The organism is Pseudomonas sp. S5D5 (genome assembly GCF_003013355.1).
Lineage (GTDB): Bacteria > Pseudomonadota > Gammaproteobacteria > Pseudomonadales > Pseudomonadaceae > Aquipseudomonas > Aquipseudomonas aylmerensis.
This window is the reverse complement of record NZ_PTEO01000001.1, coordinates 3,318,305-3,333,608: the sequence shown is the minus strand read 5'-3', so window position 1 is coordinate 3,333,608 and position 15,304 is coordinate 3,318,305. Positions and strand designations below refer to the sequence as shown.

Sequence of the window (15,304 nt, the reverse complement as noted above, 5' to 3'; positions counted from 1 at the left end):
TATCTCCCGTTATTCATCATTTTTAGGAGCGACGGCTATGAACGCTACATACCGTGCCATGCAAGTCACCCGACCGGGTGTTCTTGAACTGGTGGAACGTCCGTCAACAGCACCCGGTATTGGCCAAGTGCTGATTGCTGTTGAGGCCTGCGGTATCTGTGGTGCCGATGTGGGTGACATCGAAGGGGCAGACCCTGCACTGCAGCCACCGCGCGTGCCAGGCCATGAAGTGGTCGGCCGTATCGCCGCGCTGGGCGAGCACGTTTCGTCTCTCTGGAAGGTCGGCCAGCGTGTCGGCGTGGGCCGGCTGGGCGGGTCTTGCGGTGAATGTGTACAGTGCCGCCAGGGGCATTTTCAGCTGTGCCAACACCAGCCCTTCGTCGGCGCTACTTGCGACGGTGGTTATGCCGAAATGATGCTGGCGCGAGCCTCCGGGTTGGTATCGATTCCTGACGAACTCCTTGCCGAGGAAGCCGCGCCGTTGCTCTGCGCTGGTGTCGCCACGTTCAATGCACTGAAGAAATGCGGCGCGCAGGCAGGCGATACGGTTGCCATCTTTGGTTTTGGCGGCCTGGGGCATATGGCCCTGCAGTACGCGCGCCGTATGGGCTTTCGCGTGGTTGCCGTCGGGCGCGGCAGTGATATCGCCGAGGACGCATTGAACCTGGGGGCCCATGTCTACATCGACACCCATGAAGAAGACGCGGCAACAACGCTCAAGGAAATGGGCGGCGCTCACGCCATCGTGACTACAATCAGCGCCCCTGTTGCCGTATCGGCGCTCATGGCAGGGCTCGCGCCACAAGGCTGTCTTGTGCTGCTCGGTGCGGGCAAAGACCCGTTGCCGGTGTCGACCGGCCACCTGGTCGTGGGTGAGCGCAGCCTGCTGGGTTCGATCACCGGCTCGCCCTATGAAAACGAAAAGACCCTGGATTTCAGCGTGTTGGCTGGCGTACGCCCGAGGATCGAAGTGATGCCCTTCGAACAGGCCAATGAAGCCTACCAACGGATGAAGTCCGGCGACGTCAAATTCCGCATGGTATTGACCATCGCACGTGGACACGCCACTGCGCGCCCATCGACGCGTGATGACGACCTTTCGATGGGCGCTCGACACCCATGAAGAACCACAACCTCAACACTGCACCCCCCGCCAGCGAGCCTTACTTGCTACCAGAGCGCTTGCAACGCGAAAACATAGGGCGACTGTCCGTCGCTCAGGCGTTGGCAGGAGCGAATGCGGTGGTGATTTACGCCACGGGAGCGATTGTGGGCAACACGCTCGCGCCTGCACCTGCGCTGGCCACGTTGCCCATTTCCATCTTCGTGGTAGGCATGGCGGCGTGTATTTTCCCGATGGGCGCCCTGGCGCGCCGGTATGGGCGACGCGCGGCGTTCCTCGCAGGCGCGGGCGCGGGTGTGCTCACGGGGGTGTTGGCGATGCTCGCGGTCTTCGTCGGCTCATTCTGGTTGTTTTGCCTGGCGACGTTCCTGGGCGGGGGCTACGCGGCCGTGGTGTTGTCGTTCCGCTTCGCGGCCGCCGACGGTGTCCCGCCATCACGGCGCGCACGGGCCCTGTCCCTTGTCATGGCGGGGGGCGTAGTCGCTGGGGTAGTGGGGCCGCAGTTAGTGACTTGGACGATGGACATTTGGCCGCAGTACCCATTCGCCCCCACCTTTGTACGCACCCAGCTTCTTCACTGGCCACCTCATCACGCGGTTCGGTGCCGTTCGCGTTGCAGTGGCCGGCCTGGCGTTAACGGGGCTCTCTGCTGCAGTTGGACTTGGCGGGACCGAGGTGATGCATTTTGACGGCTCGCTGATCTTGCTGGGGCTTGGTTGGAATTTCGGCTTCCTGGGCGCGTCCGCACTGGTGCTGGAATGCCATCGGCCCGAAGAGAAGACGCGCGTTCAATCGCTCAATGATTTCATCGTGTTCGGCGTGATGGCGATCGGGTCTTTTTCATCGGGTGGGCTGCTGTCGGTATATGGCTGGAACACAGTGTTGTGGGTGTCGTTTTTACCGCTTGTGTTGGCTGCCGTCGCGCTGGCACTGACTGTCCCCAAGTACAAGGGCCTGTCGGTTTAATACGCCTGGTTGTCTGAGCCGCAATCTGTACGCGCCAAAGACGACCAGCAACGTTTATAGCTATCGCAAAATCCAAAAAGATCTGCGCGAGGTCGGTGAGGATTGTGGTCGTCATCGTGTAGCGAGCGTATGAAGGCTGGTTGTATTTGGCGGTGGTGTTGGATCTGTTTTCTCGTCAGGTCGATGACTGGTCAATGACAACGAAAATGACCAGTTGAAAAAGTACGGTGTCAGCTTTGCCCGTTGAGATAGTAGACGTAAAAAGACTTCGCCGAATCAGTGCCTTAGAAAGCTCATGAACATCGCTAACACGATATGTGATTTAACATAATATACATTATGCGTAATACTACGTTACGCAGTCAGGGGCAGTGCCCATCAGATTTCAACGGGCAAAACCCCTCTCTGGATCAAACCTGCGCAAAGCCTCCATCCACGAACATTTCGCTGCCTGTCATGAAGCTGCTTTCATCCGACGCCAGGAACAACGCCGCTGCTGCGACTTCTTCAGGTTTGCCGATGCGGTCCAGCGGGATCTGCGCAACCATCGCGTCGATGATCGCATCTTTCTGTCCTGTGCCTGAAAGCGCCAGGTCCAGGCCCGGTGTCGAGATTGGCCCGGGTGAAAGTACGTTGACGCGGATGCCGGTGCCTTTGAGGTCCAGTGCCCAGCTCCTGGCGAAATTACGCAGTGCGGCTTTGGTGGCGCTGTACACGCTGAACGCCGGCGTGCCCATGCTGGCTGTGGTTGAACCGGTGAGTATCACCGAGCCGCCTGCGCTCATCAGTGGCAAGGCCTTTTGCACGGTGAACAACGTGCCTTTGACGTTGATGCCAAACGTGCGATCAAACGACGCTTCAGTGATTGCGCCGATGGGCTGGAAATCGCCGAGCCCTGCGTTGGCGAATACGATATCGATCCGGCCCTTGGTCGCTTTGACCTGGGCGTAGATGCGATCGAGGTCCGCCAGGTTGGAAATATCGCCCTGGATCGCGATGGCTCCAGGGCCGATCAGCTGTAACGCCTTGTCCAGTTCCTCTTGGCGGCGCCCCACGATAACGACCTGTGCGCCTTCTTCTGCAAAGCGTATGGCGCTGGCCAGGCCGATGCCGCTGTTGCCGCCGGTAACCACTGCGATTTTGCCGTTGAGCCTGCTCATGATGAACTCCGGGAAATGTTGAAGCCCAACTGTAGATCCGCGCTATTATTTTGAATAGTATGCACCTTTAAGTAAGTACCCCTTGGGAGCAACCACCCTCATGGCAAACAATTCGTTCAACTGCGGGCTTGAAGCTGCGCTGGCGGTGATTGGCGGCAAATGGAAGCCCTTGGTCCTGTTCAACCTGGCGCAAAATGTTCACCGCTATGGCGAGCTCAAACGTGCGATTGGAGGCGTGACCGATAAGGTGTTGATTCAGCAACTCAAGGAGCTGGAGCGTGATGAAATCATTGCGCGCGTCGACTTCCAGGAGATTCCGCCCAAGGTCGAATACTCCCTCACACCGTTCGGCCGTTCCCTGGCCACGGCGCTGGGTGGGCTGTGTGCCTGGGGTACCGAGCATATGCAGACGGTCGAGCGCATCAGCGAACGGCGTACCGCCGCCCTCTCCCAGGTCTGAGCCCTGCCCCGATAGCCAACTCAACTAAATGACTATTTAGTTGAGTTAAATCATATAGTTACGAAACAATCACAAGCTTGGCTGCAATCCCCCCGCACCGCGCAAACATCAAAAAATCCAGATGCCAGCCTACAAACATATGGATTTTCCCAAATGTTTGCCTCTCTTAAGCTCTCCTCACTCCTCCCCGTGATGGAGGATGCGTCGTCGGTACGCCCTGAACACAAGGGCGATCCTAAAAATAATGTGTCTGCCGACCCAAGGAATACCTATGTCCTCTCATTTGTCTGACCGGCAAAACGCCGATGAGCGCCTGCTGCACAGCCAGGGTTATGACCAGCAACTGCATCGCGGCCTGTCGCTGTGGTCGTCGTTTTCGGTCGGTTTCGCCACGGTCTCCCCCGTGGTGGGTATCTATTCGGTGATGTCGCTGGGCGCCATGAATGCCGGCCCTTCCTGGGTGTGGATCGTGCCGTTGTGCCTCGCCCTGCAGTTGTTGGTGGCGTTGGTTTACGCCGAGCTTGCCTCGCAGTACCCGTTGGCCGGTGGCTGCTATCAGTGGGTCAAGCGCCTGGCTGGCGAACGCCTGGCCTGGTTTACCGGGTTCATGTACCTCGCCTCCGCCCTGGCTTCCTTGACCACCGTGGCGTATCTGGGCGGATTTTGGCTGTGGCTGTTCGTCACTGGTGAACCGCCGGCGGCGAATGCCCAGGTGTTCAGCGGCGCAGTGCTGTTACTGCTGGGGCTGGGGGTGAACCTGTTCGGGATCAACCCGCTGAAGTATTTCGTCAACGCAGGAATCGTTGCGGAAGCCATCGCCTCGATTGGTATTGGTGTGCTGTTGCTGCTGTTTTTCCGTAACCATTCGTTTTCGATACTGCTGGAAGGCCTGAGCGCGACGTCGACCAGTGACGGGACCTACTTCTCGGGTTTCCTCACCGCCATGGCGGTCGGCGGCTGGGCGTTTCTGGGCTTTGATGCGTGCTCGCAAGTCTCCGAAGAAACCGCCGACGCCCGCACCTCGACGCCCCGCGCGATCCTGCGCTCGATGATTCTGGTCGGCCTGACCGTGATGCTTACCGCATTCGCCGTGACGCTGTCCTATACCGACACTGCCGCCATGGTCTCCGGCCAGGTGATCGATCCGGTCACGCCCGCCGTGGTCGATGCGTTCGGCGCCTGGGCTGAGCGTCCCTTCGTGGCGATCGTATTGGTGGCGTTCATTGCCTGCGTCGTCTCGGTCCAGACCTATATCGGTCGCGCCGTGTTTGGCATGGCCCGCGACGAAATCCTGCCGGCGTCTGCGCTGCTGCGGCGGGTGGATAAACGCAAGGTTCCGTTCGCCGCGATGGTCTTCAGCACGCTGTTCGCCAGCTTCGGTTTGGCCCTGGGATTGAACGCAACCGCCGTGGGCACCTTGATCGCGTTCGGCAGTGGCGGGTTCTTCTTTGTCTTCCTGATCGTGGTGACCTGCGCCCTGCTCGCTCGCCTTAACGGCCACTGGAAACCCGAGCCCGGCACCTTCAGCCTTGGGCGCTGGGGCCTGCCGGTCAACGTCGCGGCCTTTGCCTGGCTGATATTCGAAAGCATCAACGTGGCCTGGCCGCGGGTGGCGTTGGCACCGCCAGACGCGCCGTGGTTCCAGGTATGGGCGGTGGTCCTGGTGTTCTCGGTACTGGCCGTGCTCGGGTTGATCTACCTGTTCTGGGCCAAGCCGTATCAACGCGGCGTCACCGCGCAATTGCGCGCTCAATAAACTGGACACGGAGTTTCAGATGTCAGCCCTTCACTATTGGAATTACCCCACCGAAATCTTCTGCGGGCCCGACGCGCTGGCGGTCCTCGCGCAACGCTGCAATTTGCTCGAAATGCGCAAACCTATGCTGGTGACCGACCCGGGCATGCTCGCCCTGGAACCCCTGGCCTTACTCAAGGCGCACCTGATCGAAGCGGATATTCCCTTCGCCGTGTTCAGTGACATTCACAGCAACCCCACGCTGGACGATGTCGCACGCGGCGTCAGCGCCTTCCAGGCTGGCGGCCATGATTCGTTGATCGCCCTCGGCGGCGGCAGTGCCATGGACGCGGCCAAAGGCATCAGCCTCGAGGCTGTCGATCGGCATGGTCTCGAACGCTTCGAGTGGTCCCAGGTGATCGAGCGCTACCCAAGCCTGGCGGACTTTCCGCGCCTGGAGTTGCCGAAGCTGATTGCCTTGCCGACCACCGCCGGCACCGGTTCGGAACTGGGCCGGGAAGCGGTGCTGACCCTCAGCGAACACAACATCAAACAGGTGATCAGCCACCCGGAGCTGTTGCCCGCCACGGTGATTCTCGACCCGATCCTCACCCGTGGGCTGCCACCGGCGCTCACTGCCGCGACAGGCATGGACGCCCTCACCCACCACATTGAAGCGTTCTGCTCACCGCTGTATCACCCGATGTCGGCCGGGGTCGCCGTCGAGGGCGTGCGCCTGATTCAGCAGCACCTGGCCGCCGCCTGCGCGGATGGCCAGGACATGGTGGCGCGCGAAGGCATGTTGGTCGCGTCCGCCATGGCCGCGGTGGCATTCCAGAAAGGCCTCGGCGGTGTCCACGCCCTCGCCCATCCGCTGGGTGCGCGGTACCACCGCCACCATGGGTTGTTGAATGCGATCCTGCTGCCTTATGTAATGGTGGCCAACCGGGCGGTGATCAGTGATGACATCGCCCGCCTGGCGCGCTACCTGGAACTGCCCCAAGCGGATTTCGACGGTTTCCTGCGCTGGATACTGCAGCTACGCAGGCAGCTGGGCATTCCCCATTCACTCGGCGAGATCGGCCTGGAGGCAGACGCCGCGCCGTGGGTCGGTGAGCAGGCGGTGGCCGATATTTCGTCCTCCGACACCAATGCCCGTCCCTTGAGCGCCGATGAATACAGCCAGATCTTCCGCAACGCGGTGCATGGCGAATTAGCACTCGTGCTCGACGCGTAAATCCTCGATAAACGCGCGCACCGCTTCACTTCGCGGGTGGCCGATATGCGTGATCATGCTGTGTTGCACCGCGTAATGCAGGGTGTCGGGGTGCAGCGCACGCATATGGCCACTGGCGATCCAGGGCGCCGCGTAATGCGCCGGCAGATAACCCAGGTGTGTCCCGGCGAGGACGCCGTGGGCCACCGCTTCCATGTGGTATGCCGTGGCCGACGCGCGCGTGGGCACGACCGGTAGGACTTGGTCGGCGGGTAGAAAGCCATGCTTGATCCAGTCACAGGCTTGCAGTTGGTCCACGCTCGGCGAATCGACGCCGAACAGCGGGTGCGTGCGGCCACAGAAAATGCCAATCGCCTCGCTGTAGAGCGGCTGGTAGTCCAGGGTCGGCAATGGCCGGCTGAAATACGAGATGGCCATGTCCAGTTGCCCATCGATCACCGCCAGTTCCAGCTCCGTCGGCGAGTTCACGAAGATGTGCAGGTGCATGTCGTGCTCTCGCGCATAGAACCGCGCAATCGCCGCGTCGATACGAGCCGTGGGCAAGGTCGCAATGTTGTCCGCCAGGCCCAGGTATAAATCGCCGACCAGGCGCCCGGCCAAATCCTGGGCCTCATCACGAAACGCATCCACCGCCCCAAACAGCGCCGAGGACGCCTTGAGAATGCGCTGGCCTTTTTCGGTCAGGCGAAAGCCCCCTTTGCCACGCTCGCAAATGCGATAACCGAGGCGTTTTTCCAGGCCGGAGATATGCGTGCTGATGTTCGATTGGCTCATGTTCAGCTCAGCCTGGGCCGCTGTGAACCCGCCGCACCTGACCACTACGGCAAAAATGCGCAGCAGGCGCAGATCCATGTCCGTGACATTTCTGAGCACAGCAATTCCCTGAGTGCAGGCTGATGAAGGGGCTCATTCAACGCGAGCACTTCGCCAGCGTCAATCTTGCTTGTGTGCCAGCGGTACGAAACTTAAGCTGACGCTCTTTTGCACGCCTACCCCGGATATTCCATGTCTCGAAGTATTGCCCACCTCGCCCTCCTGCTCGGGTTGATCACCGCCGTCGGACCTTTCGCCATCGACATCTACCTGCCGGCCCTGCCGACCCTCGGCGCCAGCCTGCAGGCGTCGCCGGCAGCGGTGCAGATGAGCCTGACGGTGTTCTTCATCATCGTCGGCGTGTGCCAACTGTTCTACGGCCCGATCAGCGATGTGTTCGGGCGCAAGCTGCCGATCTATGCCGGCCTGGTGATCTTTGCCGTGGGCAGCATCGGTTGCGCGCTGGCCCCGAGCATTGAAGTGCTGATTGGCTTTCGCGCGGTGCAGGCGTTCGGGGCGTGTGCCGGGATGGTGATCCCGCGGGCCATCGTGCGCGACTTGTACACCGGCCACGAAGCCGCGCGCCTGATGGCCTTGCTGATGCTGGTAATGAGCGTCTCGCCGATCCTTGCGCCGCTGGCCGGCAGCCTGGTGATTTCGTTGTGGAGCTGGCGTGAAGTGTTTGTCGTGCTCGCTGTGGTGGCTGTGCTCTGCCTGGTGATGACCGTCGTACAACTGCCGGAAACCCACCCCGCCGAGCGGCGTCTGGGCAAGACCCTGGGCAGCGCGTTCGGCAGTTACGGCGCCCTCCTCCACGACCCGGTCTTCACCGGTTTGTCGGTGGTCTGCGGGTTTGGCCTGGCGACATTCTTTGTGTTTATCGGCAGCGCGCCGTTCGTGTACATCGAGTATTTCGGCCTGACCCCGACCCAGTTCAGCCTGTGCTTTGCCCTCAACGCTGCGTCGTTTTTTGCCATGAGCCAGCTCACCGCACGCCTCAGTGCGCGCTTCGGCCTGGCGCCGTTGATTCGCTGGTCCGTGGTCAGCGTCGCGGCGGTGATGATCCTGCTCGCTGTGACTACCCTGTGGAGCGACAACCTCGCCCTGATGATGACGCTGCTGTTTATCGGCTTCGGCTTTCTCGGCCTGTTGTTGCCAGCGGCCGGCGTGTTGTCGCTGGAAGACCACGGCGCGGTGGCGGGTTCGGCGTCGGCACTGCTGGGCGCCATCCAGATGGTAACCGCCGCCGTGTCGATGACCCTGGTCGGCGTGTTCGCCGACCACACGCCGGCGCCGATGTTGATCGGCATCGCACTGTGCGCGGTCGCGGCGCTGCTCACGACACTGTGGACCTTGCAACGCCTGCCACCGCATCTGGCGTCCAGCGTGCCGCACACGCCGCCAGCCAATTGAAAAACAGCGGCGCGGGCATCGGCTTGGCAATCAGGTAACCCTGGATTTCATGACAACCAAACGCCGCCAATAAGGCGCAGGCCTGCGGGTCTTCGACACCTTCCGCGACGAGTCGCAGGTTCATGATCAGGCCCAGCTGAATAATCGCCCTGACGATGGCCTGCTGCTCGGGTTGGTGCAGGTGGGTGATGAACGAACGGTCGATTTTCAGCTCATCCACCGGCAGGCGAGACAGGTAGGCCAGGGACGAATGGCCGGTGCCAAAGTCGTCGATCGACAACGAAAAACCCAGCTGGCGCAATGCACGCAGCGCCGCCAAGGCCTGCTCGGGCTTGTGCATGGCACTCGACTCGGTGATTTCCAGGCACAGCAGTGCCGGGTTGGCGCCGGTGTGCTTGAGCAGCGCCTCGACCTGGGCAGGGAATGTCGCCGACTCCAGGTCCTGTACGCTTAAATTCACACTGATACGGATCTCGGACGTGCGGCTCAACTGCATGCATTCTTGCAACAACCACAGGCTCAGCGCGCAGATGCGCCCGTTGTGCTCGATGATCGGCAGGAACACCCCCGGCGCAATCAGGCCCAGCCGCGGGTGCTGCCAGCGCACCAGTGCTTCGGCCGCGACGATACGCCGGTCCTGCAGGCTGGCCTTGGGTTGCAGGAACACGCGCATTTGCCCGGCCTCGATGGCCAGGTCGAAATCATCCAGCAACGCCATCTGCTGCTGGCGCCGCTGTTCCAGTTCCGGGTCGTAGAACACATGGCTGACGGCCTGGCTGCGCGCCGCATCCAGTGCAACTTCGGCATAACACAGCAAGTCCTGCACGCAGCGCCCGTGTACGGGGTAGCGGGCCAGCCCGAGGCGCGCCTTGACCATCACCGAGTGCTGCCCGCCGAGCCTGAAGGGTTGATCGAGTGTGCGGGCCAGGCGCGCCAGGCAGATCTCTTCATCGCAGCGCAGCAGCAAGGCGAAACCGTCGGAGGGCAATCGCGCCAGCAACTCGCCGGCGTTCAGCACCGCCGATAAACGCCTGGCCACGCCTTGCAGCAACACGTTGCCATCGGCATAACCGTACAGCGCGTTGATGCGCTTGACGTCGCAGATGTCGAAGATCGCCACCGTCAGCCCTGCCAGTGGCCGGTCACCGGCCTCGATCACCTGGTTGACGTTCATGATAAAGCGCGTGCGGTTGGGCAACCCGGTCAACGGGTCTTCGAACGCCAGTTGCGAGATCCGTAGCTCTCGATTGGCAATCACCAGCAAGCCCAGCAGGAAGGTCACCAGCCCAATGCCCAGGAATAACACCAGGCAGCCACGACGTTCAGCCTCGACGTCCGCAAGGCTCACATCGGCGCCAAGCACCAGTTGGATGCCCTCAGGACCGGTGACAGGCATGAACAATGAGCGGAAATCGCCGAATTGATCGTGATAGTCGACCACCGCGCTGCGCCGCTCAGCAAACACCTGGGCCAGCTGCGGCGGTGCGCTTGCGTAAGCACTCAGGTGCTCGCCGTAGCGGCCGCTGTCGATGTCCTCGGCACTGGCTGAATCCATCACGAACAAGGTGTGGCCCTGGCGCTGGGTGAGCACATAGATCGAATCGACCCCGGCTTTTTTCGCGTAGCTGTCCAGGCGTTGCAGCATGGCCTCGTAGCGCGGTGCATCGAACGGTCCCTGCGCGAGTAACTCACGCAGGTAGTCATCACCGATAACCACCGGCAAGGCTTGCACAATTGCATTGAGGCGCGTGCCCAGCAACGCCTCGTCAGCGGCCACCTTGAAGCGATAACCGCTGACGGTGAACAGCACCGTCACCAGCAGATGAATCAGCACAAAACTGAGCGAGACCCGGCCGAGCAGTGCCAGCGAACGCAGGCCCCTGCGGCGCAAGGGGGCATCGTCGGGTAATAGCCAGCCGTGGGGTTCCAGCGTCTTGCTCATGGGGTTAGACCTGGAACCGCTGGACCAATCGCTGCAGGTCGCCCCCCAGCTGCGCCAGGTCGGCGCTCGAGTCGGCCATCTCGGCGCTCGCCTGGGCCGACTGGTCGGCCACTTCACGCACGGTCGTCACGCTGCGGTTGATGCTGTCGGCCACGGTGTTCTGCGCTTGCGCGGCGGTCGCGATCAGCAGGCTCATCTGCTGGATTCCCGCCACTTGCTCGGTAATCGTCGCCAGTGCTGCGCCAGTGTCACGCACGCCAGTGACAGTCGACTGGGTTTGCACCACGCTGGCCTGCATCATTCGCGAGCTTTCTGCGGCGATACGCTGCAGCCCGGCAATCAGGCTTTCAATTTCCTCCGATGACTGCTGCGTACGCTGGGCCAGGCTGCGCACTTCATCCGCCACCACCGCAAAGCCGCGGCCCGCCTCCCCGGCCCTGGCGGCTTCGATGGCCGCATTGAGCGCCAGCAGATTGGTTTGCCCGGCGACGGTCTTGATCACATCCAGCACACCACCGATGCGTTCGCTTTCCTGATGCAGGCGCGTCATCGATTCCGCCGACAGGCCCACGTCGCGTGCCAGCGTTTCGATTTGCTGCACCGCTTGCTGTGACACCCCGAGCGCACTGCTGGCCTGGGTGTCTGCGGCCTTCGCCGCGTGCGCGGCGGACTCCGAGTTGCGGGCCACTTCGAGCACAGTCGCGGTCATTTCGGTCATGGCCGTCGCGACTCGGTCGGTCTCGCTTTTCTGGCTCTCGATACCCGCGCGGGTCTGCAAGGTAATCGCCGCGAACTGGCTGGAGGACGCCGCCAGCCGGTGCGAGCTGGTGCCGATCTGCGAAATCACATCACGCAGGCGGTGGCTCATGTGGTTGATCGAACGGAGCATCTGGCCCAGTTCGTCGGCGCGCTCGCTGTGCAGTTCGACGGTAAGGTCGCCATTGGCAATACGCTCGGCAGCTTCGAGGGTCTGTCGCAGCGGTACGACGATCTGGTGCCCGATGCGCCAGGCCAGCAATCCACCGAACACCAGCGCGAGCAAGGTGATCGACCCCAGCACAATCACCACCGCCTCGACACTGCGCTTGGCCCGTACGGCTTCTGCGTCGTACAGCTCATTGATCTCGCCTTGCAGCGCCGCCAGCGCGGCGTTCAACTTGAGGACTGTTGGCCCGACATTCACCCCGGTTTCTACCTGGCCTTGGGCGGTCATGTATGCGTGCAGCTTCTCATCCAGGCGACGGATCCTGCCGAGGTCTTCCTGGGGCCAGTCACCGTCGTGGACATCGCTGACGATGCTCGCCAGCATTTTCTGCATCTTCTCCAGGCTCGCATCGCGGCGCGCGAGTTGGGCTGTGTCCGTGGTCAAGGCGTAGGTAAAGTTGGCATCGCGCGCGAACACGGTCTGATCGAACAGATTGCCGAGGCGATTGATGCGCTTGAGCGATTGCCCATCACTGCGCAGGCCATACAGCCCAGTCAACGCGAGCAGCACCGCCAACGCCAATAACAGGCCAAACCCCAACCCCAGTTTCCGGGGGACGGTCAGGTGCTCCAATGCAAATCCACGCGACATAGCCAACAGCCTCTTTGTTTCAGTGTGCCCACGGCGCAGAAACGCCTCACCCTCGCAGACATGCGATAGTGATTTGTGCAGGAATTAATCTAATGGGTGCACGACTCGCGCAGTTATCAGGCGCACGCCGAAACTTGAGTCAAAGTGCCATCAAACAATAGCATTGGCTGAAAGAAGAATAAACAAACTGCGATAAATCCAAATATGGAGGAGTGAAATCCATATTTGGTTATTTATTATCCGCAGCACTACCGGTAAGATCGCGCCGCTCAAAACAGCGCTGTTTTATATATCACCCTCCCCCATTCCGCTATAGCGTACTGGGTGTGTTTATTATTAATTCGGTCCGCAGGGGCGCCAAGGTTAATTATGCTGGATGATGTCGCTATCTTCGTTCAAATCGTCCGCAGCGGAAGCCTGTCGCTGGCCAGCAAGAGGCTCGACATCCCCGCCAACACCTTGGGCCGACGCCTTGCAAGCCTGGAGCAGGCCATGGGCACGCCGCTGTTGTTCCGGTCGACCCGCGCGCTGCGCTGCACGCCGGCGGGTGATGTTCTTTATCAACAGAGCAGCGCCAACATTGATGCGCTTAACGCCACCATTGAATCGATTAAACACATGGATGGCGAACCGCGCGGCACCGTCCGCGTGCACGTGTCGACGAGTTTCTTTGAATATTCGGAAACCAACTTCCTTCAAGTCTTCCTGGACAAGTACCCGGACATCGAACTTGAACTGATCGTCTCCGATATTGAACCTAACTTGACCGAAGACGGTATCGACCTGCTGTTGCGCGTGGGCAAGCCGAAAAAAAGCAGTTATGTCACGCACAAGTTGCGCGACGTGACATTGGGCTTATATGCCAGTGCGCACTATCTGGCGCGACAAGGCACACCGCAGACCCTCAACGACCTGGCCGGGCATGAACACCTGCAGTACCTGGGCAAGACCCATGAAAACCTGCTGACCCTCAAGCGCCAGGACCAGACCTACAGCCTGCCGGTGCGTGGCCGGTTTTCTTCCGACTCCATGCTCGGCCTGATCAATGCCGCGCACCAGGGCCTGGGCATTGCGCTGTTGAACAACGTGATGACCCAGTTCGAACAGAAAGAGCTGGTGCACGTACTGCCGGAGTACTACCTGCCCACCGAAGGCTTCTACGCGGTCTACCCGAATGAGAAATCCTTGTCGAAGGCTGCCCTGGCAGTGCTCAACCACATGATCGACAAGGCCGCAATCTGCCGCCTGCGTTAGTGGCTGCGCAGGACGGCAGCTGCATGCAGGATCCCCACTGTTGCCACCGCAAGCAATACCAGGCTGGCCACCCGGTTGATGCCGTCGCGGTACTTCAGCGCAAACGGCCTGCGGGCAATGGCGATGTAGAACGCCAGCACCAGGAAGTCGATGACCACCCACGCCAGGGTCAACAGCGTCACACTGCGGCTGAACGAGTCGGCTACCTGGATGAACTGCGGGAAAAACGCCACGAAGAAAATGATGTCCTTGGGGTTGGAGATACCCACCAGGAAGCCGGTGCCGACAGTGCCACCGCGACGGCCAGCCGCAGGCGCTTGACCAGCAGGGCTACGCAGGCCCTGGATGCCCAGGTAGAGGATAAACAGGCAGCCGATAACACTGATGCCGTTCAACAGTGCCGGGCTGACCGACAGGCTGCCCGCCAGAATCAGCACTGCCAGTACTGCCAGGGTCAGCGACGCGAGGTTGGTCCCCACAGCCGTCCACAACGCATGTCGGGTGCCGACCTGCTGGCTGTTCGTGATGACCAGCGCCACCACCGGGCCCGGGGTGGCGATCAGCATGAAGACGCTGAGCAGGTAGACCAGCAGTAATGAAGTGTCCATGGTGCACGCCGCCTTGTGGGGTTCAGGGGCTGGCAGCGTGAGGCATCAGGCACGCGTTGAAAAACGCAAAAGCCTGTGACCTACTATGAGTATTTATCACAATGAATAATCGCCATGGCCGAACGCATCCCGCCACTGTATGCCCTGCGCGCCTTTGAAATCGCGGCACGCTCTTCTTCGTTTACCCGCGCGGCGCAAGAGCTGTCGTTGACTCAAAGTGCGATCAGTCGCCATATCAAGACCCTCGAAGGCATCCTTGACTGCCGGCTGTTCGAGCGGCACGGGCCCAGGCTGCAACTGACCGCTGCCGGTGAGCGGCTGGCGCAGGAACTCAAGGTTGGTTTTCGCATCATCGAACAAGCCTGTGCACCGTTTCGTGCCGGCACCGGCAACTTGCGCCTTAAGGCGCCCTCCACGCTGACCATGCGCTGGCTGCTGCACACGCTGGACCTTCTCAAGGCCGAGCTGACCGTGCAACTGGCCAGTGTCTGGATGGATTTCGACAGCGTGGACTTCTACGCCGAGCCCTACGACTGCGCGATTTTGCTCGGTAACGGCCATTTCGGTGCCGATGTGCAGGCGTACAAGCTGTTTGATGAATGGCTGATCCCCATCTGCGCGCCGGGCAAGATCGACGTCGAACTGCCGCACGCCGAACTGATCCATCCCACTCCCGACCGTCGCGACTGGCGCCGCTGGCTGGCGGCCCTGCCGCTGGAAGCCCGGATCAACCTGGATCGCGGCAAGGTCTTCGACACGCTCGACCAGGCCATCTCGGCGGCCATGCGCGGCCACGGTGTCTCCATCGGCGACCTGCACCTGGTGGCCGACGATGTCCGCGACGGGTTGATCGGCTTGCCGTACGGCAAGGCTGTCGCCTCCGGTGATGGCTACTACCTGGTGTGGCCGAAAGAGACTCGCCACACCCAACAAGTGCAGGCGTTGCGCGATGCGCTCAGCGGACATATCCCGGCCATCGACCTGCCGGGCCTGGTGTTTTTACCTGCCACGGGTTGA

The 15,304-nt window shown here is 61.2% G+C and carries 14 protein-coding genes and 1 pseudogene; 10 read left to right on the top strand and 5 right to left on the bottom strand.

Annotated features, from left to right (window positions below; translation table 11 throughout):
- The first annotated feature begins 37 nt into the window (after window positions 1-37).
- The 4 genes and pseudogenes from C9990_RS15525 to C9990_RS15515 form a co-directional block, all read left to right on the top strand.
- Window positions 38-1,123, top strand: a complete 1,086-nt coding sequence (locus C9990_RS15525) for an alcohol dehydrogenase (protein ID WP_106803841.1) — start codon at window positions 38-40, stop codon at window positions 1,121-1,123.
- Window positions 1,120-1,812, top strand: a complete 693-nt coding sequence (locus C9990_RS15520; protein WP_256595094.1) for an MFS transporter — start codon at window positions 1,120-1,122, stop codon at window positions 1,810-1,812. The genes C9990_RS15525 and C9990_RS15520 overlap by 4 nt, the downstream gene beginning before the upstream one ends.
- Window positions 1,742-2,089, top strand: a complete 348-nt coding sequence (locus C9990_RS33090; protein ID WP_256595093.1) for a hypothetical protein — start codon at window positions 1,742-1,744, stop codon at window positions 2,087-2,089. The genes C9990_RS15520 and C9990_RS33090 overlap by 71 nt, the downstream gene beginning before the upstream one ends.
- Window positions 2,090-2,304 (top strand): annotated as a pseudogene (locus C9990_RS15515) (IS3 family transposase); the annotation flags it as partial. It lies immediately after the preceding gene.
- Window positions 2,305-2,499: 195 nt separating this feature from the next.
- On the opposite strand, the gene C9990_RS15510 reads toward C9990_RS15515, so the two are convergent.
- Complete coding sequence (locus C9990_RS15510) at window positions 2,500-3,249, bottom strand: SDR family NAD(P)-dependent oxidoreductase (RefSeq protein ID WP_106803840.1); 750 nt, start codon at window positions 3,247-3,249, stop codon at window positions 2,500-2,502.
- A gap of 100 nt (window positions 3,250-3,349) precedes the next feature.
- Here C9990_RS15510 and C9990_RS15505 point away from each other — a divergent pair, with 100 nt between their 5' ends.
- The 3 genes from C9990_RS15505 (at window position 3,350) to C9990_RS15495 (ending at window position 6,681) form a co-directional block, all read left to right on the top strand.
- Entirely contained in the window at window positions 3,350-3,709 is a 360-nt protein-coding gene (locus C9990_RS15505) for a helix-turn-helix domain-containing protein (RefSeq protein ID WP_106803839.1), read from the top strand.
- Between the two features lie 271 nt (window positions 3,710-3,980).
- On the top strand, window positions 3,981-5,465 hold the full coding sequence (locus C9990_RS15500; protein ID WP_371920654.1) for an APC family permease: 1,485 nt from the start codon (window positions 3,981-3,983) through the stop codon (window positions 5,463-5,465).
- A 19-nt stretch (window positions 5,466-5,484) separates the two neighbouring features.
- Window positions 5,485-6,681 carry an iron-containing alcohol dehydrogenase gene (locus C9990_RS15495; RefSeq protein ID WP_106803838.1) on the top strand — a complete coding sequence of 399 codons (1,197 nt, stop codon included), beginning with the start codon at window positions 5,485-5,487 and terminating at the stop codon, window positions 6,679-6,681.
- On the opposite strand, the gene C9990_RS15490 is transcribed toward C9990_RS15495, so the two are convergent.
- Window positions 6,658-7,554: a LysR family transcriptional regulator gene (locus C9990_RS15490; protein ID WP_106803837.1), complete on the bottom strand. Its 897-nt coding sequence runs from the start codon at window positions 7,552-7,554 to the stop codon at window positions 6,658-6,660. The genes C9990_RS15495 and C9990_RS15490 overlap by 24 nt on opposite strands.
- 132 nt (window positions 7,555-7,686) lie before the next feature.
- Here C9990_RS15490 and C9990_RS15485 point away from each other — a divergent pair, with 132 nt between their 5' ends.
- Window positions 7,687-8,907, top strand: coding sequence for a multidrug effflux MFS transporter (locus C9990_RS15485; protein ID WP_106803836.1), 1,221 nt, complete (start codon window positions 7,687-7,689; stop codon window positions 8,905-8,907).
- Here C9990_RS15485 and C9990_RS15480 read toward each other — a convergent pair.
- A complete protein-coding gene (locus C9990_RS15480; RefSeq protein ID WP_106803835.1) occupies window positions 8,831-10,849 on the bottom strand; it encodes a bifunctional diguanylate cyclase/phosphodiesterase in 2,019 nt (672 codons plus the stop codon). The genes C9990_RS15485 and C9990_RS15480 overlap by 77 nt on opposite strands.
- 4 nt (window positions 10,850-10,853) lie before the next feature.
- Window positions 10,854-12,062 carry a methyl-accepting chemotaxis protein gene (locus C9990_RS15475; RefSeq protein ID WP_371920700.1) on the bottom strand — a complete coding sequence of 403 codons (1,209 nt, stop codon included), beginning with the start codon at window positions 12,060-12,062 and terminating at the stop codon, window positions 10,854-10,856.
- 732 nt (window positions 12,063-12,794) lie between these two features.
- Between C9990_RS15475 and C9990_RS15470 the strand changes: the two genes are divergently transcribed.
- Window positions 12,795-13,679 carry a LysR family transcriptional regulator gene (locus tag C9990_RS15470; RefSeq protein WP_106803833.1) on the top strand — a complete coding sequence of 295 codons (885 nt, stop codon included), beginning with the start codon at window positions 12,795-12,797 and terminating at the stop codon, window positions 13,677-13,679.
- Here C9990_RS15470 and C9990_RS15465 read toward each other — a convergent pair.
- Window positions 13,676-14,287: a LysE family translocator gene (locus C9990_RS15465; RefSeq protein WP_106803832.1), complete on the bottom strand. Its 612-nt coding sequence runs from the start codon at window positions 14,285-14,287 to the stop codon at window positions 13,676-13,678. The genes C9990_RS15470 and C9990_RS15465 overlap by 4 nt on opposite strands.
- 114 nt (window positions 14,288-14,401) lie before the next feature.
- On the opposite strand from C9990_RS15465, the gene C9990_RS15460 reads away from it, so the two are divergent.
- Window positions 14,402-15,304, top strand: a complete 903-nt coding sequence (locus C9990_RS15460; RefSeq protein ID WP_065905327.1) for a LysR family transcriptional regulator — start codon at window positions 14,402-14,404, stop codon at window positions 15,302-15,304.